This is a genomic window from Methylophilus sp. Leaf414 (assembly GCF_001425425.1).
In the GTDB taxonomy this organism is placed as follows: Bacteria; Pseudomonadota; Gammaproteobacteria; order Burkholderiales; family Methylophilaceae; genus Methylophilus.
Genome location: NZ_LMQQ01000005.1, coordinates 123,496 through 140,846, shown reverse-complemented (window position 1 = coordinate 140,846; position 17,351 = coordinate 123,496). Strand labels below are relative to the sequence as shown.

The following is a 17,351-nucleotide window of genomic DNA, read 5'->3' as shown; positions in this document are numbered from 1 at the left end:
TGTTTCTGATATCTCCTGAAGTAGCAAAGGCATCCAAAGTTCGATATAGAGGATTTTGACGTTACTCTCAAACGAGCCTTGGCTTTTCCCTAATAGCTAGATTCAAGCGCCGTAAAATGATCATCGCTATAATTACTGTTAGCAGTTTGAAAGATAACCAATGACTTTGGAAGAAAAGCTATCTAGCTGGACTGGACCTTCTAGTGATTCGGAGAGAGATAAGCAGGACCGAACTGAACGAATGGTTCGTGAAGCGATAAATACGCACACACCATTCGAGAATTGTTCGTTGAATGTTTTTGCAAAAGGCTCTTATGCGAACAACACAAACGTGCGTTCAGATAGTGACGTAGATATCGCTGTGGAGTGCACGGACGTACAATATTGGGAAGAGTCAGAGAAAGGCAATCATGAACCTGGAAATCCCTACGAAGGTATTTGGACACCAGCAAAATTGCGGGCTGAACTTCTAGCTGCAATGGTGGCGAAGTTTCCTGGGCAAGTAGATTCGTCGGGTTCTACTGCAATACAGATAAATTCAAGCATTTCGCGAGTGAATGCAGATGTAGTTCCATGTTTTAGCTTTCGCTATGACATGAAATATGAATCGAGAAATGGAACCAAAATATTTAAAAAGGATGGCAGCAGCATTGTTAACTATCCTGTACAACAATTGGAAAATGGTATCGCAAAAAATAATGCAACGAATTATGCGTTTAAAAAAGGAGTTCGATTACTGAAGAGAATTGAAAACGCAATGGCAGCAGATGGAACATTCCGAGAGCTTCCATCGTTCTTTATGGAATGCTTGGCCTACAACTGCCCAAATCATGTGTTTTCACATTCAACATGGACTTATTGCTTACGTGCCATGCTTTCTCATATTTGGAGTAATCTCCAAGGAGATGAGCCTAGCGAGGGCCGCTGGCTTGAAGTGAATGAATGCTTTTTCCTTTTTCATCCGGGCCAAAAATGGAATCGCGCCGATGGTCGCGAATTTGCTATTGCGGCCTGGAACTACTGTGGATTCAAATAATGCGCAATATAACTATTAAAAGTTCGCTTTATGTGCTGGTTGGCATATCAGCGATAGCTTGGTTTTCTCTCGCGTATTTTAGCGATTTGGATTTGTCAAAGTTTAAAGACTTCTTTGGGCTTATCCCAAAGGTAGTGACTATTGATTTACTAATAATGGCAATTTTCGTCAAATGGGGATGGAAGCTCAAGGTATTTAGAGGGTGGCTTGTACCTTTCCCCAATTTGAATGGTAGCTGGGTGGGTTTTATATATTCGGATTGGAAAAATCCAAATACGGGAGAAAAGCCGCCTCCTATACCAGTAATGCTTACTGTAAATCAGTCATTCTCCCACATTAGCTGCATGATGCGTACAGCAGAAATGGAAAGCTCTTCGTATTCTGAGGGCTTCATTATCGATCCTGACCGGCAAATCAAAAACATTGCATATTCATATTGTAGTAAACCTAGAATAAGCTTGAGTGATAGAAGTACTCCTCATGATGGAACGGCAGTATTCAAGATAATCGAAAAACCAGAGTTAAAGCTCGTAGGCAGATATTGGACAGAAAGATTAACAAAAGGTGAAATAAAACTTGAGTTTCATTCGGCAGAATTGCTTGAAGAACTGCCAGATGACTTTGGGAATCATCCAGTGACTGAAAATGAAAACCGTTAAGAAAATAAAGCTTAATGAAGCAGAAATCCTACGCATAAAACGCGAACAACAGGCCCGTGATCGTCAGTTAATCAAAGATGGAATTGCACCCAAGAAAATATGTTTCTGATACCTCGTGATGTCGTAAAAAACTCTAAGGTTCGGCACCGTGGGTTAGAGGATGATTGAGTCAATATAAGGATTGTTCACTCCCATGTCTAAATGAGAGTAATAGTTTATTACTTAACTAACATCAACTCATCCCAGCTCCCTGTGTAATTGGGACTCTTAAAGTTGCGTTGCATCGCCCACTGTTTGCTTTCTTCAGTACCTTCAGATGCCAGCCAAATGGTGCCCCTTGAGTATTTGTTATTGATCCTATCCATTACATCCATCAGAGAGTCTGCCTTCTCATCACGCTGAGAATAACCGAAGAGATCTGTTTGCAAACCACCTGCGGGAACGGTATCGAGCAACATGACACCAGCTTTCTGATAATAGACGCCAGGGTGGAAAATTCGGTTAAGAATGTACTGTGCAGCCTTATTAATTTTCAGGGTCGAATTTGTAGGTGCTGGAAATCCAATCGACCACTGATCAGTAGGCCGTGCTGCTTTGTCATAAGGACTATTCATCATAAACACGTACACACCATTGGCGTATAAATCCTTTTTACGCATTCGGTCAGCGGCCATTGAAGCGTGATAAGTTATTACCTCACGCATCTGTTCAATCGAAGAAACGCGACTGGCAAAAGATCGAGAACTCATTACCTGTTTGGCTTCAGGAATCTCATCTTCCATTTCAATCCAAACTTCGCCATTTAGTTCTCTGACTGTACGCTCAAGCAATACACCAAACTCATCTCGAATCCGTTTAGGGTCTGCATTTTTCAGGCGAAGCACTGTGAGTACGCCAAGCTTATTTAGCTTTTCTTCAAGCCTTCTACCCACGCCCCATACCTTGGACACAGGAAGAGCTGCCAAAATGGTATCAATCTCTGTTTCAGACATTACGGTGAAGTCACACACACCATTCCACTGATCTTGCTTTTTGGCGCAATGATTCGCTAACTTCGCAAGGGTTTTGGTGTAGCCAAACCCTACACAGATAGGTAAGCCGGTAGAGTCGACGACATCTTGTTTAATTTTCTGCCCATAGTCAGTGTAATTGACGTGGATGCCAGTCATCTCGAGGAACACCTCATCAATCGAATACTTCTCCATGCGTGGAGAGTATCTGGATAGCACTTTTGCAAACCGATTGCTCATATTTGCGTACAGTTCATAGTTTGATGAGAAAACAATGGTACCTAGCTTTTCTGCGATTTCTTTGATTTCAAAAAAAGGACGCGCCATGTAGATATCTAGTATCTCTTTGGCTAGCTTATTCTGTGCAATAACGCATCCGTCGTTATTGGACAAAACTACAACTGGTTTACCACGGATATCTGGGCGGAATACTTCTTCACAGGAGGCATACATTGAATTAACGTCAGCGAGGGCAAATACGCGCCGCAGGACGCGTTTAATTGAAGGAAGTAATAACATGCTGCACCACACCCCAGATAATGAGTTCCTGGCCTTCAGAAATCTCAATCGGTGGATACTCTTTAGCCTTATTCTCCGACAATAGGCGTACTACTTTCAATCGTTTGTACAAACGCTTAACAACATACTCACCATCTACAATGGCAACAACGATATTGGAAGACTTGGCTTTCGGTCCCAATGCTCTGTTTACAATCAGCTTAGAGTCCGGAAAGATACCAATATCAATCATTGAGTCAGCATCTTTAGCTACTTTAACCATGAAGGTGGCTGGCGGATCGGTCACTAGTAGCTCGTTAAGATCCAGTTCCTTCATTTCATAGTCTTGTGCAGCCGACGCAAAACGTGACTGGCCAGCGCGCACTTTGCCCTCAAAGAAAGGGATCAGAATGATCGATGGATTGGATCTAATCGGGATAGGTTGCTGCATGGCTATTATTGTAACAATAATCAAATTTATTGTAACAATAAAAATAAATGACTCAGAGAGAATGCTTTTTGTTGTTCGTTTCCACAAATTCTGTGGATAAAGCAGTGGATGGTATCTTGGTAAAGTCTATAACTTCATGATTCGAAAAATTCTTTTAGAAGTGTCTACATTTTGCACTCTCAGTAGAACCCATGTATCCGAAAGTTCTCACCTTAGAGTACTTCTCAAACAGAGCAAGTGGAAATAATTTAAAAAAACGATAGAAATCGGGCTTAAGAGGCGCGAGGAGTTCTATTTTTCCGGAGATTTCGTCTAAGTTGTAAGCATATCCACCCTCTAAAAACTACATGATTGCGAGTTACGAAAAGTCTCACCTATAAAAAACAATGTCTTTAGTTATCCACAAGCAGTTAGGTTAAATAATGGTTATAAACGGTTAGTTGATTCAAAATTCAGTCTGTAAGCCTTATTAAATCTGGATTTGTTGGTTTTTCATAGTGAGTCTAAACACAATAGTTAGTGAGTCATAACCCAATACATGGTGAGTCTAAACCCAATACTTAATATTTAATTTGTGAGTCATAACCCAATATGTAAGGTGTTTAATTTTTCCTTTTTACATGGACTAGCTCTCCAACAATTTCCCATGATTGCAAAAAACCGACTTCCACTAATTTAATTAACGCCCTCTCAATCCCTGCTCGAACATCGGCTTTCCTTTCAGTTTCAATTCCTGCACCAAACTTCAATGTACCAATCTTTACAGGAAATGGGTGGGCGTGACTTGCATAGTAAGTATGCAGCCACGTTGCTACGCCTACAGGTAGCGCACGACGTTGAGACCACTCAACTCTTGTATAGTGAATTTCACCGAACAGAGTTACCAGCTCTGGTGCGATCCTGACTTGATATTTAGTCAATGCTGCACCCGCTTCGTCACACCACTTAAACATTGGAATCATTGAAAGACTCACACCTTCTTTCAATCGTGGTGAATAAATAGACAATGATGTAGCTTGCATTCTATCCAGACAGACCCGTAGACGCGTATAGCTCTTGCCATCTATTGACCAGCCAATTGCCTTGCATGCCTTTGCCTCACATGCCTGTTTCGCTATGTTGGGGAATGCATGAAGGCTGTAATTTAGCCCACCATTGCGAGAACCATTCGGTTTGGTTCTTTCATTTGAATTGTCTGGCATTGCAGAAATAGTTTAAGAACGCTCAGTCTCTAAGCATCGCTTTCTTAGAAGCTCTATATTAACCAGGCTGTATTTTCCGATAGAGTATGTAGGTAAATAACCTTTATTGATAAACCCTACTACTACACCTAGCGGCAATCCCGTTAAATCGGCAAACCTTTCTCTAGAAATTAATGGATGGGTTATGCTCTGCTGAATTCCGAACTCCGGAACTTCATTAACCTCGTTCTTAGTGCCAACATTGTTCATAAATTACCTCGCATAGTTAGTTAACGACTACTTGAAGTCATGCTAAACAACAATAAATGTCCTATCAAACACTAATTATTTTGCATTAAATATTTTTATATATATTTATTTGTCCGATTTTATGAAGTTACTCACAGTAAGATATTGTTGATCAATGAGTACTTTAATCCGGCAAAAATTATGGCGATCAATCAAGTAAAGACTGGATGGCAAGTAGACATCCAACCAGGCGGCAGATCTGGCAAGCGAGTTAAAAAAACATTTAGAACAAAAGCAAAAGCCATTGCTTGGGAGCGTTTTGTTCAAGCTAAGATTCAAGAGTCATCTGATTGGACTCCCCAAAAGAAAGACACTAGATATTTAAAAGACCTAGTTGAAACCTGGTATCAGTACCATGGTATTGAGTTGAATGACGGTTTTAGACGAAAAACTCTGTTGTTAACTATGTGTAGCTCAATGGGTCATCCCAAAGCAGAAACCTTTTCCACTGAACAATTTGCACAATACAGAATTAAACGAATTGACGCTGGCATCACACCAAACACAATAAATAGAGAACATGCCTACTTAAGGGCCGTTTTCAATGAGAACATTCGCTTGGGCAACTGGAAGAAGGACAATCCTCTTGCTCAGCTCAGAGCTTTTAAAATTCAAGAACAAGAGCTCTCATATTTGACGCTTCCACAAATCCAACAACTATTAAGACGCTTAGAATTATCCAAGAACCCACATGTATTACTAATCACTAAAGTTTGCTTAGCAACAGGCAGCAGATGGGGAGAGGCAGAGGCTTTACGTATATCTCAAGTGAAGAAAGGTCTCATACAGTATGTGAATACAAAATCCTCCAAAGCTAGATCCATTCCTATTTCCAAGGGACTCGAATCACAACTCCTTGAACATCATAAAACTTATAAACTTGAGAATAGAATTTTTTCTTCAGCTTACTCAGCTTTTAGAGAGGCATTAGAGGAGACGAATCTAAAGCTTTCCGAAGGTCAACTGACTCATATTCTAAGACACAGTTTCGCCAGTCACTTCATGATAAATGGCGGAAATATAATCGCACTACAAAAGATTCTTGGCCACTCCAGTCTTGTAATGACAATGCGCTACGCTCATCTTTCTCCAGAGCATTTGCAAGAAACATTAACCCTTAACCCGCTATCCAAGTTATAAGTCCGTTGAACTTTTGTTGAACTGCAAATATAAAAAAGGGTTACGAATTAACGTAACCCTTTGATTTTATTGGTGGCCCCTCTGTGAGTCGAACACAGCACCAACGGATTATGAGTCCGCTGCTCTAACCAAGCATGAGCTAAGGGGCCGGAAAGCGAGTGATTATAAACTAATCTTGTCCGTTTTCTAAGAAGCTGCGCAGGCGCTCGGAGCGTGTTGGATGACGCAATTTACGCAGCGCTTTTGCTTCGATCTGACGGATACGTTCACGGGTCACGTCAAACTGTTTGCCCACTTCTTCTAGCGTGTGGTCGGTGTTCATTTCGATACCAAAACGCATGCGTAACACTTTGGCTTCGCGCGGAGTCAGTGACTCCAGCACTTCGCTTGTTGCATCACGCAGGCTGGCGTACACCGCAGCATCCATTGGTGCCAGTGTGGTGTTGTCTTCGATAAAGTCGCCCAAATGGGAGTCTTCGTCGTCGCCAATCGGCGTTTCCATCGAGATCGGTTCTTTGCTGATCTTCAGGATTTTGCGGATTTTTTCTTCCGGCATTTCCATTTTCTCAGCCAGGGTCGCCGGATCAGGTTCCAGGCCAGTCTCTTGCAGAATCTGACGGCTGATGCGGTTCATCTTGTTGATGGTTTCGATCATGTGTACCGGGATACGAATCGTACGCGCCTGGTCAGCGATAGAACGCGTAATCGCCTGACGGATCCACCATGTTGCATAGGTCGAGAATTTGTAACCGCGACGATATTCAAACTTATCTACCGCCTTCATCAACCCGATGTTGCCCTCTTGAATCAAATCGAGGAACTGCAAACCACGGTTGGTGTACTTTTTGGCAATCGAAATCACTAGGCGCAAGTTAGCCTCGATCATTTCACGCTTGGCGCGACGGGCACGTGCTTCGCCGGTGGTCATCTGTTTGTTAATGTCGCGCAGCTCTTTGATCGGCAACCCAACACGAATTTGCAGGTTTTGCAAACGCTCTTGCTGATCCAGAATTGAATGGGTAAAGCGTGTAAGGCGCTCTGCGTAAGCAGGATTACCGGCCAACTCGCCATCCAGCCAGTTCATGTTGATTTCGTTACCAACGAAACTCTTGATAAATTGCTGACGCGGCATGCCCGCTCTGTCTACACAGAACTCCATGATCTTGCGTTCGTGAGAGCGCACTTCTTCAACCATGTTACGCACCTGGTCACACAAGGCTTCAACTTGCTTAGCTGAGAAACGGAACGTGGTCAGCTCATCAAGCACTTGCTGATGCAGGGTTTTATACTCGTCGTTTTGTGTCCCTTTAGCCTGACGGATTTCATTCATCTTGGCATTGTGAGAACGAATTACGGCGAAGCGGTTGAGCACCTCTTCTTTGAGTTTTGCCAGCAATTCGGCAGACATGGAAGAAGCCTTGGCTTCATCATCTTCCTCTTCTTCGTCTTCCTCTTCTTCGCCTTCTTCTTCCTCTGCTTCAACAGCAGCCAGCGCGTCATCCAGGCCCAAATCGCTATCAATCAAACCATCGACCAGGTCGTCGACGCTCATTTCGTCTTTTTCAACTTTATCTACCATCTCCAGCAACTGGGCGATGGTGGTTGGACAGGCGGCGATCGCATGCACCATATGCTTGAGGCCATCTTCGATACGCTTGGCAATTTCAATCTCGCCCTCACGTGTCAGCAGGTCAACCGTACCCATTTCGCGCATATACATACGCACCGGGTCGGTAGTACGGCCAAACTCTGAATCAACCGTTGCCAAAGCTTGTTCAGCTTCTTCAGCAGCATCTTCATCAGTCACGGCTGGCGGTGCGTCTGACATCAGCAACACTTCGGCATCAGGCGCTTCTTCATACACCTGGATACCCATGTCGTTGATCATGCCGATAATGCTCTCGATCTGCTCGGAGTCTTGCACATCATCCGGCAAGTGGTCATTAATTTCGGCGTAGGTGAGGTAACCGCGCTCTTTACCCAGAACAATCAGGGTTTTCAGTCGGGTACGGCGCGCTTCTGCATCCATGGCCTGCGTGGCCGGGTCTTTAGGGGATTCGGCTTCTTTGATTCCGAGCTCTTTGTCTAAACTTTTATCTGCTTTTGGTCTGGCCATGGCCGATTCCACCTCTAAAATGATTGTTGTCGAGCGCCGACCACACCTTCTGACACGTCGCTCGCTATAACATTACGGGAAACCCTACATTTTACCTGATTTTTGCATTTTCTTTAAGCATACCCATGACTGTTTTTGTGGGTATTAGGAAAAACAGGTTAGCGCTTGCTGGTTAACTGCCGTAAGGACTCTCGTTCAGCGTCTGAGAGTGTAGAAAACGGTTTTTCTGTGAGTTTACCAAGCAGCGATTTGTCTCTCGCAGCTAGCGCCATATCGGATAATTGGGTACACGCCCCCTCAAATTCAAGTGTGAAGTCCAGGCTTTCATCCAGCAAAGACAATTCTCTATGTAACTGATTGCGCAAGACTTCTGAAATACCCTGACTCACTATTTGCAACAATACGACCGGGTGTGACTGAGAGTGCGCGATCGATGCTTTGACGACTTCACGCAACATATGCTCCTCATCACTCTCGCCCAACACCTGATCGAGCAAATCGTGCCGCGCCCATTGCGGACGCATGAGCAATATCAACGCCAGTCGCAAATGCAATGACAATGGCGTTCTTGAACGCTGTCGCGGTGCTTTTTCCTGTTTCTTTGTCGGATTCGGCAACTTGAGCATGCGCTGCATTTCAGCTTGACCTAAGCCGGTCATTTCGGCGACTTTTTTACGTAACAACATGGAAAACCGCGGTGCCTGGATCTGTTTGAGAATAGGCTCGGCCTCATTCAGGAATTGCACTTTATCCTCCTGCGACGCCATCGGATTGTGCTCACTCAAATGCTGGATAATATATTGCGAAAGCGGCATCGCTTTATCCATTTCTGCCTCAAATGCCTCTTTGCCAAATTCACGCACAAAACTATCGGGGTCATGTTCGGCAGGCAGAAACAGGAAGCGCAATTTCAGGCCATCTTTAATCGCAGACAAGGCATTCATCACCGCGCGCCAGGCCGCTGTGCGCCCGGCTTTATCGCCATCAAAACTGAAAACTATTTCGTCGGTCTGCCGCATTAATTTGGCGATATGAAACGGTGTAGTCGCTGTGCCCAGCGCTGCCACTGCATATTCAATACCGTATTGCGCCAGCGCCACCACATCCATGTAGCCCTCTACAACCAGCACACGACCTGCATCACGAATGGCGCGCCTCGCCATAAACAAGCCATATAGCTCATGGCCTTTTTGGAACAAAGGCGTTTCCGGGGAGTTGTAATATTTAGGTGTATCTTCAGGGTTAATCACACGCCCGCCAAAACCGATGACTTCACCTTTCTGATTATGAATCGGAAACATAATTCGGTCGCGGAAACGATCATAACGACGCCCCTGCTCGTTCTGCACGACCAACCCGGCAATTTCGAGTGCTTCTGCCTCATAATTTGGGAATATCGTTTGCAGATTTTGCCAACCGGCAGGTGCGTAACCCACCTGGAATTTGGCTGCCACCTGCCCGCTCAAGCCACGTCCTTTTAAATACTCAATTGCGCGTGGTGATTTTTTAAGCTCAGCTTTATAAAAGACGGCAGCTTGTTGCAAAGTCTCTTGCAAGCTCAGCATCACTGCTTTGCTGGGGGGCTCTGGTTGGCTAGGATCGCGTTGCTCTTGCGGCACAATCATGCCGACTTGCCTGGCCAAATCATGAATCGCTTCAATGAAACTCAGCCCGTTGTATTCCATCAGAAAGCTTAGTGCAGACCCATGGGCACCGCAGCCAAAGCAGTGATAAAACTGCTTGGTTGGGCTTACAGTAAAACTAGGGGATTTTTCGTTATGAAACGGGCAACATGCCGAGTAATTCGCCCCGGCTTTTTTCAATGGAACCGCCTTATCGATGACCTCGACAACGTCTACGCGATTGAGCAGTTCTTGAATAAAACTTTCGGGGATCATAAATGGAAGTATCGCTTATGCGGAGCAAAAAACAAAGGGCGCCAATGCGCCCTCTAACTCTTTTGCAACCGGCTGCAAACTTAGCCTAAAGCAGCTTTAATCAAGCCGGATACTTTCGCCATATCCGCTTTACCTGCAACCAGCGGTTTCACAGCACCGACCACTTTGCCCATATCTTTGGCGCCAGCGGCGCCGGTGTCAGCCACTACCTTAGCGATAATGGCCTTAATTTCTTCTTCACTCATCTGCGCCGGCAAATACGTTTGCAACACGGTGACTTCAAACTTCTCCTGGTCAGCTAAATCGTGACGCTCAGCACTCTCAAAAGCCGCAATTGAATCGCGGCGCTGTTTAAGCATCTTCTCAATCGCGGTAATCACAGCTGCATCATCCATCTCGATACGCTCATCAACCTCGCGTTGCTTGATGGCCGCCAGTATCAGACGAATCACACCCAGCTTGGCCGTATCCTTGGCACGCATGGCGGTTTTCATATCTTCGGTGATTTGTGCTTTCAAGCTCATATGCGTTTCCATTAAACAGACTGACGAAAAATACCGGCTACAGAAATAGCTAAAGGTTGTGGCACGCCACAACCTTTGCAATATTCAGTTAACCCCAGCCACTGGTTAACCGCAAAACATACCCTAGAAATTAATAGAGTTTTGTTGGCAACTGTTGGTTGCGCAGACGACGGTACTGACGTTTAACCGCAGCAGCAGCTTTACGTTTACGTTCCCAGGTTGGTTTTTCGTAGAACTCGCGTGCACGCAAGTCGTTCAACAAACCAGTTTTTTCAATCAAACGCTTAAAGCGGCGCAATGCAACGTCAAACGGTTCGTTCTCTTTCACACGAATAGCGGTCATGTAAATCCCTATCCTTACAATTATTGGTTAGACTAAGGTGCTTGCGGATTGATGCAGCACTGAAAACCGCGTATTCTATCGCGCTTATCTGGATTTATCAATCTTTTCTGTAAAAAATCATATGCGAGTTCCTTTTTAATGTTGGTGTTAGGCATTGAATCCTCTTGTGACGAAACCGGCGTCGCTTTGTACGATACACGTCACGGCTTGCTGGCCCATGCGCTGCACTCGCAAATTGATATGCATGCCGCTTACGGCGGCGTAGTGCCTGAGCTGGCTTCGCGCGACCACATCCGCCGTGCTCTACCGTTGACACAGCAGGTCCTCGCGCAGGCAGACAAAACTTTGCAGGACATTCAAGGCATTGCCTATACGCAAGGCCCAGGTCTGGCCGGCGCTTTACTGGTTGGCACCAGCATTGCGCAATCACTGGCGTTTGCCTTGAATGTGCCGTCAGTCGGCGTACACCATCTGGAAGGCCATTTGCTTGCCCCGTTACTGGAGGAAAATCCGCCAGCTTTCCCCTTTGTTGCCTTACTGGTCTCTGGTGGCCATAGCCAATTGATGCGCGTAGATGGCGTCGGGGAATATGAATTGCTGGGCGATACCCTAGATGATGCTGCCGGTGAAGCATTTGATAAGACAGCAAAATTAATGAAGCTGGGCTATCCAGGCGGACCAGCGTTATCGAGACTTGCCGAGCTGGGAAAGCCTCGCTTCCAGCTGCCAAGGCCTATGCTTACCAGCCCTGATTTGAACTTCAGTTTCAGCGGCCTGAAAACGGCAGTGCTCACATTAGTTAATAACCAGCCACAACTGGATGCGGAAACCGTGCAAGATATTGCCTGGGAGTTCCAGGAATCAGTGACCGAGATTTTGACGCTTAAATGCATGAAAGCGCTCAAGCAGACCAAGCTGAAAAGACTGGTGGTTTCAGGCGGTGTAGGTGCCAACAAACGCCTGCGTGAGCGCCTGAACGAGGCAGCATTGAAACGTGGTGCGAGTGTCAGCTACCCAAGACTGGAATTCTGTACTGATAACGGCGCCATGATCGCCTTTGCCGGTGCCATGCGCCTGCATGCCATGCAACAAAAGACAGCAGATTATAGCTTTAGCGTGCGGCCCCGCTGGGATTTAGCAGAACTCAAAGCACCTGCTTAAATTACTTTTTACCAAAGCGTGTTTCAGTACCCGCCAGTAATTTCTCAATATTGGATTGATGGCGAATCAGTAAAAACGCCGCCATTACCACCACTACAGCCACATAGACCGGATAAGGCGACAAAAACTGCCAGGCAATAATTGGCGATAATACGGCTGCCACCAAGGCTGACAATGAAGAAATTCTGCTGATTAAAAACACCGCCAACCACACGGCGACAACACTTAACGCCAACCAGCCTGAAAACGCAATCATCACACCCAACGCTGTGGCCACACCTTTACCGCCTTTGAATTTATGGTAAATCGGGTATAGATGCCCCAAGAATACGGCCAGGCCAACCAAGGCCACCACATCCATCAGCATACCTGCATGTAACGCCAGCCAGACCGGCAACCAGCCCTTAAACACATCGCCCAACAAGGTCAAAATAGCCGCTGATTTCTTTCCGCTACGGGCCACATTAGTCGCGCCGATATTGCCGCTACCTACTGAACGCGGGTCCGGTAACTTATATAATTTGCTGACAATAATGCCAAAAGCAATCGAACCGATTAAGTAGGCCGCTACTACCCAGATGATTGCTTCCAGCTCAAACCCAAAACCAAATTCGCTCATATTTAAAACTCTCAGGAGATGCGCAGTGCGCTTTGTGCCAGCCACTGCGTGATGTTGTATGATGCCGAATCATACTGGATTCCGGCCCGCGCGGAAATAACAAAGGACGCATAGTGATGGACACGATTTTTCTTGAACAAGTCAAAGTACAAACCAAACTTGGCGTACCCGAGTGGGAGCGTGCCGTACCACAGACCGTGATTCTGGATATTGAAATTGGTTATGACTTTAGTAAGGCCTGCCAGAGTGATGCGATTGAAGACACCATTGATTATGGGCAGGTGGTAGGGCGTATTCGCGAGACTTTAGCAGAGCGTAGCTTTAAGTTAGTGGAAGCACTGGGGGAGCATGTTTGCCAGTTGGTTTTGCAAGAGTTTAAGGCGCAGAATGTGAAGCTAAAGGTGAGCAAGCCGGGAATATTGCCGGGGCTGAAGGCGTTGGGGGTGACGCTTTATCGGACAGCTTAAATCTTGATTATCTAAGCATTTCTAAACGTTTTATGTCGCTTTTAGGCGGAAAAAGAATGTTGAGTATCTGAAGAATACCTATTTAAACTCTTCCGGAAGATTAACACCCAGATCTAACCACAATCCTGATCAGAACTCGTCTACCCTCTCGGATGGTGCATCTTATGCAACTGCTGCAACCTCTCCCTCGCCACATGCGTATAAATCTGCGTAGTAGAAATATCCGCATGCCCCAGCAACATCTGCACCACCCGCAAATCCGCACCATGATTCAGCAAATGCGTCGCAAACGCATGACGCAATACATGCGGGCTGATATGCTGGGTAATACCCGCCTGTAAAGCATAACGCTGGATCAAATGCCAAAAAGCGTGCCGTGTCATTGCAGCGCCGCGATTAGTGACAAACATGGCATCACTGAGACGGTTCCCCAGGATTTCTGCCCGCGCATATTCCAGATATCTATCAATCCACTCCGCAGCTTCTTGCCCCATAGGCACCAACCTGGTCTTGCTACCTTTACCTGTGACACGCACGACGCCATCCTGTGTGCTGATTTCCGCCACACTGACATTGACCAATTCAGAAACCCGCAAGCCGCTGGCATATAACAATTCCAGCATTGCCCGATCACGGATACCCAATGGTGTATTCACATCCGGGGCATGCAGCAAATCTTCCACTTGCGATTCACTCATGGTTTTGGGTAACTGCCTGGGCATTTTTGGCGCTTCTATATGTAGCGTCGGGTCTTGTTTAATCAGGTTTGCCAGCAAGGCATAGCGGTAAAACCGGCGCAAGGTGGCAATCAGCCGGTTGATACTCCTGACTTTGACCAGCGGGAAACGATGTGCCAGATACTCCTGCACCTGGTGTGATTGCACCTCCCATAACGTCAATGTGCGTTTGCTGACCCACTCGGCAAAGCCTTTGAGGTCATTGCGGTAACTTGCAAGCGTGTTGGGTGACAGGCCATCTTCCAGCCATAATTGATCAATGAAGCTATCAACTTCAGGAAAAGCTGTTATTGCCATACTTTGTTTTTTTTGCCGCATTGTTATTTTTTTGCGCGCTGTTCATGCGTTAACAGCCAGCGCTTGATTTCCAGGCCTCCGTCTATACCCTGCATGAACCCACCCAGGCCATTACTGGCAACAATACGATGGCATGGATTAAACAAAGGCAACGGGTTGGCCCCACAGGCGTTGGCAACGGCACGCGGCCCGGAACCAACAGCTGCAGCCAATTGGCTATAGGTCCAGGTTTCACCCACAGGAATCGTACGCATGGCTTGCCAGACTCGCTGCTGGAAAGGGGTACCATGACTGGACTGAATGGGCTGCCAGGCCATGTGCGGATTTTCAAGATAAGCCGCCACTTGATCGGCAACTGCTTGCGCACGCGGATTAGGGTTGAATTTCACCGGCAAGGCATGCAGCAGGAATTGAAGTATCTCGCCCTTCTCATCACTACGTACACCCACAAAACCAAATGGTGCAGGGATTAAAGCATCAAGTTCATCAACAAGACTTTTCATGCATGTATTTAACGTTAATCTTGAACCTGGCGCAACCAGCTATAGCAAGAATATGGCAATAAAAAAGCCCTTCAAAAGAAGGGCTTTTTCTGCAACGCTTGAATTAGGAGTTGTCTGCCGCGATTTCTTTCTCGCGTGCAACCAGTTTCTCTTTAATACGTGCGGATTTACCTGAACGTTCACGCAGGTAGTACAGTTTAGCACGACGAACGTCACCACGGCGTTTCACTTCGATAGAAGCGATTTGTGGGGAGTAAGTCTGGAATGTACGCTCTACACCTTCACCTGATGAGATTTTACGTACGATAAATGAAGAATTCAGGCCTCTGTTACGCTTGGCGATGACTACGCCTTCGTAAGCCTGCACACGTTTACGTGTACCTTCAACCACGTTCACACCTACGATGACTGTGTCGCCTGGTGCAAAGCTAGGGATCGTTTTGTTCAAGCGGGCAATTTCTTCCTGCTCTAACATTTTGATAATGTCTGCCATGTTACTTCCTTTCGTTCCTTTTAATTGTAAAGAGCTCGTTCCTACTCCACATCTTTGAGTAGCCTAGCCTCTTCCTTCGTCAACTGCCTTGCGGCAAGTAAATCCGGGCGTTTAGCCCTTGTTAGCACCAGCGATTGTTGTAACCGCCATTGTCTAATCTTTGCGTGGTGACCAGACAATAAAATGGCTGGCACCGCTAATCCTTCAAATACTTCAGGTCGTGTGTAGTGCGGGTAATCCAGAAGGCCGTTCACAAACGAATCTTCCTGCGCTGAATCAGCGTCCCCTAGCGCACCTGGTAACTGGCGGATAATCGCATCCAGTAATACCATGGCCGGTAACTCGCCACCGCTTAACACATAATCACCGATAGAGATTTCCTCATCTACCAGTGACTCCAGCACACGCTGGTCCACTCCCTCATAGCGGCTGGCTAATAACACCAGCCCCTGATTATCTTTGAGCGCCATCACTTTTTCATGTGTGAGTGGCTTTCCTCGTGGTGACAGATGAATCACCCTGGGCGTTAACCCTTTTGCCTGCAAGCTTGCCTTGGCATCTTTAATCGCTGCTGCCAGTGGCTCAGCCATCATCACCATGCCGGGGCCACCGCCATACGGCCTGTCATCGACCGTATGATGCACATCATGTGTATATTCGCGTGGATTATTCAGGTTTAACTGATACAAACCACGCTGTCTGGCACGACTGGTAATGCCGTGCTCTGTCAGTGCTGTAAACATCTCAGGAAACAAACTGATGACTTCAATCTGCATCATGAGACTACCTTTCATTTCCGGCTTTCCAATATTTCGGACGCCTTTTAAAAATCTGCATCCCAATCAACCAGCACCGTACCGGCTTTTATATTCACATCCGGTACTGCGTCGCTGGTAAAAGGAATCAGCCGCTCGCGGTATTCCTCATGCAACTTACCATCTTTACCCTTGACGCTGGTAGGCTGGTCTTCACGCACGACCAGCACATCGTTGGCACCGGTTTCAAACACCTGGGTGACTTTGCCGAACACGACACCTTGCGTATTGGTGACATGCAAGCCTATCAGGTCAGACCAGTAATACTCACCTTCGTCAGGTTCTGGTAGTGCTGCGCGTGGTACCGCAATTTGCTGCCCTTTCAGGCTAAATGCAGCATCGCGGTCTGCGACGCCTGCCAGCTTGATCAGCAATACGTCGTTGTGGATTTTGGTTTGTTCAACCGAACATTCACGCCAGTTTGGCGCTTTGCCTATCCACCAGGCTTCATAATCCAGCAAGCCATCCAGATACTCAGTATCGGGCACAACTTTCAGCCACCCATAAACGCCATATGGGGCGACAATGCGCCCCATTACAACCATATCTTCAAACGCCATATGAGATCAGGCGTAAGAAAAATTATTCAGCAGCTGGTGTTTCAGCAGCTGCGGCTTCAGCGGCATCCGCTTCAGCTTTTGCGGCTGCTTCAGCTTTTTCTTTGGCAGCGGCTTCTGCAGCAGCAGCGTCAGCTTCAGCTTTTACTTTAGCAGCAGCATCCGCTTCTTTTTTCGCCTTGGCAGCATCCGCTTTAGCAGCGTCTTTAGCCTTGGCAGCAGCCATACCATCAACGCCTTTAGCGTGGAATTTAACCAGACGTGCAACAGTGTCAGACACTTGAGCACCGGTACCGATCCAGTATTGCGCGCGCTCTTCATTGATACGCAGGCCTTCTGCACCAGAACGCGCTGATGGATTGTAGAAACCGATGCGCTCTACGAAACGACCGTCACGACGGTTGCGGGAATCTGCCACAACTACGCTGTAAAACGGGTTCTTCTTAGAACCACCGCGTGATAAACGAATAACGACCATAATCTTTGTTCTCTTAAAAATGAATTCTTAGCAGAAAGGCGCGGATTATACTTGATGAA

19 protein-coding genes and 1 tRNA gene are annotated in these 17,351 nt (G+C 46.4%); 5 read left to right on the top strand and 15 right to left on the bottom strand.

All coding sequences use genetic code 11. The annotated features are described in order from the left end of the window. Positions 1–160: 160 nt before the first annotated feature. Both ASG24_RS13295 and ASG24_RS13290 read left to right on the top strand, forming a co-directional pair. Positions 161–1,036: a nucleotidyltransferase gene (locus tag ASG24_RS13295; protein ID WP_055872154.1), complete on the top strand. Its 876-nt coding sequence runs from the start codon at positions 161–163 to the stop codon at positions 1,034–1,036. After that, positions 1,036–1,695 carry a hypothetical protein gene (locus ASG24_RS13290; RefSeq protein WP_055872153.1) on the top strand — a complete coding sequence of 220 codons (660 nt, stop codon included), beginning with the start codon at positions 1,036–1,038 and terminating at the stop codon, positions 1,693–1,695. Before ASG24_RS13295 ends, ASG24_RS13290 begins: the two co-directional genes overlap by 1 nt. A gap of 218 nt (positions 1,696–1,913) precedes the next feature. Here the strand turns inward: ASG24_RS13290 and umuC are convergent, their stop codons facing one another. The 3 genes from umuC to trfA form a co-directional block, all read right to left on the bottom strand. Further along, a complete protein-coding gene (gene umuC / locus ASG24_RS13285) occupies positions 1,914–3,224 on the bottom strand; it encodes a translesion error-prone DNA polymerase V subunit UmuC (protein WP_082488114.1) in 1,311 nt (436 codons plus the stop codon). Beyond that, positions 3,202–3,654 (bottom strand): LexA family transcriptional regulator, encoded by a 453-nt coding sequence (locus tag ASG24_RS13280; RefSeq protein WP_055872152.1) that lies wholly within the window; start codon positions 3,652–3,654, stop codon positions 3,202–3,204. Before ASG24_RS13280 ends, umuC begins: the two co-directional genes overlap by 23 nt. A 602-nt stretch (positions 3,655–4,256) precedes the next feature. Further along, positions 4,257–4,856 (bottom strand): plasmid replication initiator TrfA, encoded by a 600-nt coding sequence (gene trfA / locus ASG24_RS14495; protein WP_082488113.1) that lies wholly within the window; start codon positions 4,854–4,856, stop codon positions 4,257–4,259. Between the two features lie 429 nt (positions 4,857–5,285). On the opposite strand from trfA, the gene ASG24_RS13270 reads away from it, so the two are divergent. Continuing rightward, positions 5,286–6,284: a tyrosine-type recombinase/integrase gene (locus ASG24_RS13270; RefSeq protein WP_055872150.1), complete on the top strand. Its 999-nt coding sequence runs from the start codon at positions 5,286–5,288 to the stop codon at positions 6,282–6,284. Between the two features lie 70 nt (positions 6,285–6,354). Here the strand turns inward: ASG24_RS13270 and ASG24_RS13265 are convergent. The 5 genes from ASG24_RS13265 to rpsU form a co-directional block, all read right to left on the bottom strand. Further along, a tRNA-Ile gene (locus ASG24_RS13265) sits at positions 6,355–6,433 on the bottom strand. 20 nt (positions 6,434–6,453) lie between these two features. Next, positions 6,454–8,400, bottom strand: a complete 1,947-nt coding sequence (gene rpoD, locus ASG24_RS13260) for an RNA polymerase sigma factor RpoD (RefSeq protein ID WP_055828686.1) — start codon at positions 8,398–8,400, stop codon at positions 6,454–6,456. A 158-nt stretch (positions 8,401–8,558) separates the two neighbouring features. Then, positions 8,559–10,298, bottom strand: a complete 1,740-nt coding sequence (dnaG, locus tag ASG24_RS13255; protein ID WP_055872149.1) for a DNA primase — start codon at positions 10,296–10,298, stop codon at positions 8,559–8,561. Positions 10,299–10,378: 80 nt separating this feature from the next. Next, positions 10,379–10,822 carry a GatB/YqeY domain-containing protein gene (locus tag ASG24_RS13250; protein WP_055828692.1) on the bottom strand — a complete coding sequence of 148 codons (444 nt, stop codon included), beginning with the start codon at positions 10,820–10,822 and terminating at the stop codon, positions 10,379–10,381. Positions 10,823–10,952: 130 nt separating this feature from the next. Beyond that, positions 10,953–11,165, bottom strand: a complete 213-nt coding sequence (rpsU, locus tag ASG24_RS13245) for a 30S ribosomal protein S21 (RefSeq protein WP_055828694.1) — start codon at positions 11,163–11,165, stop codon at positions 10,953–10,955. A gap of 138 nt (positions 11,166–11,303) precedes the next feature. On the opposite strand from rpsU, the gene tsaD reads away from it, so the two are divergent. After that, on the top strand, positions 11,304–12,326 hold the full coding sequence (gene tsaD, locus ASG24_RS13240) for a tRNA (adenosine(37)-N6)-threonylcarbamoyltransferase complex transferase subunit TsaD (RefSeq protein WP_055872148.1): 1,023 nt from the start codon (positions 11,304–11,306) through the stop codon (positions 12,324–12,326). Position 12,327: 1 nt separating this feature from the next. Here the strand turns inward: tsaD and plsY are convergent, their stop codons facing one another. Beyond that, on the bottom strand, positions 12,328–12,945 hold the full coding sequence (gene plsY / locus ASG24_RS13235; protein WP_055872147.1) for a glycerol-3-phosphate 1-O-acyltransferase PlsY: 618 nt from the start codon (positions 12,943–12,945) through the stop codon (positions 12,328–12,330). A gap of 116 nt (positions 12,946–13,061) precedes the next feature. On the opposite strand from plsY, the gene folB reads away from it, so the two are divergent. Next, positions 13,062–13,412 (top strand): dihydroneopterin aldolase, encoded by a 351-nt coding sequence (folB, locus tag ASG24_RS13230; protein WP_055872146.1) that lies wholly within the window; start codon positions 13,062–13,064, stop codon positions 13,410–13,412. A gap of 140 nt (positions 13,413–13,552) precedes the next feature. Here the strand turns inward: folB and xerD are convergent, their stop codons facing one another. The 6 genes from xerD to rpsP form a co-directional block, all read right to left on the bottom strand. Then, complete coding sequence (gene xerD, locus ASG24_RS13225) at positions 13,553–14,467, bottom strand: site-specific tyrosine recombinase XerD (protein WP_055872145.1); 915 nt, start codon at positions 14,465–14,467, stop codon at positions 13,553–13,555. A gap of 2 nt (positions 14,468–14,469) precedes the next feature. Continuing rightward, the gene (locus ASG24_RS13220) at positions 14,470–14,949 is read right to left on the bottom strand and encodes a methylated-DNA--[protein]-cysteine S-methyltransferase (protein ID WP_055872144.1); all 480 of its coding nucleotides are present in this window, start codon (positions 14,947–14,949) and stop codon (positions 14,470–14,472) included. A 103-nt stretch (positions 14,950–15,052) separates the two neighbouring features. Next, positions 15,053–15,442: a 50S ribosomal protein L19 gene (gene rplS / locus ASG24_RS13215; protein ID WP_055872143.1), complete on the bottom strand. Its 390-nt coding sequence runs from the start codon at positions 15,440–15,442 to the stop codon at positions 15,053–15,055. A 41-nt stretch (positions 15,443–15,483) separates the two neighbouring features. Continuing rightward, a complete protein-coding gene (gene trmD / locus ASG24_RS13210) occupies positions 15,484–16,218 on the bottom strand; it encodes a tRNA (guanosine(37)-N1)-methyltransferase TrmD (protein WP_200937019.1) in 735 nt (244 codons plus the stop codon). A 47-nt stretch (positions 16,219–16,265) separates the two neighbouring features. Continuing rightward, positions 16,266–16,817 (bottom strand): ribosome maturation factor RimM, encoded by a 552-nt coding sequence (gene rimM, locus ASG24_RS13205; protein ID WP_055872142.1) that lies wholly within the window; start codon positions 16,815–16,817, stop codon positions 16,266–16,268. A 22-nt stretch (positions 16,818–16,839) separates the two neighbouring features. After that, positions 16,840–17,292 (bottom strand): 30S ribosomal protein S16, encoded by a 453-nt coding sequence (rpsP, locus tag ASG24_RS13200; RefSeq protein WP_055872141.1) that lies wholly within the window; start codon positions 17,290–17,292, stop codon positions 16,840–16,842. Positions 17,293–17,351 lie beyond the last annotated feature (59 nt).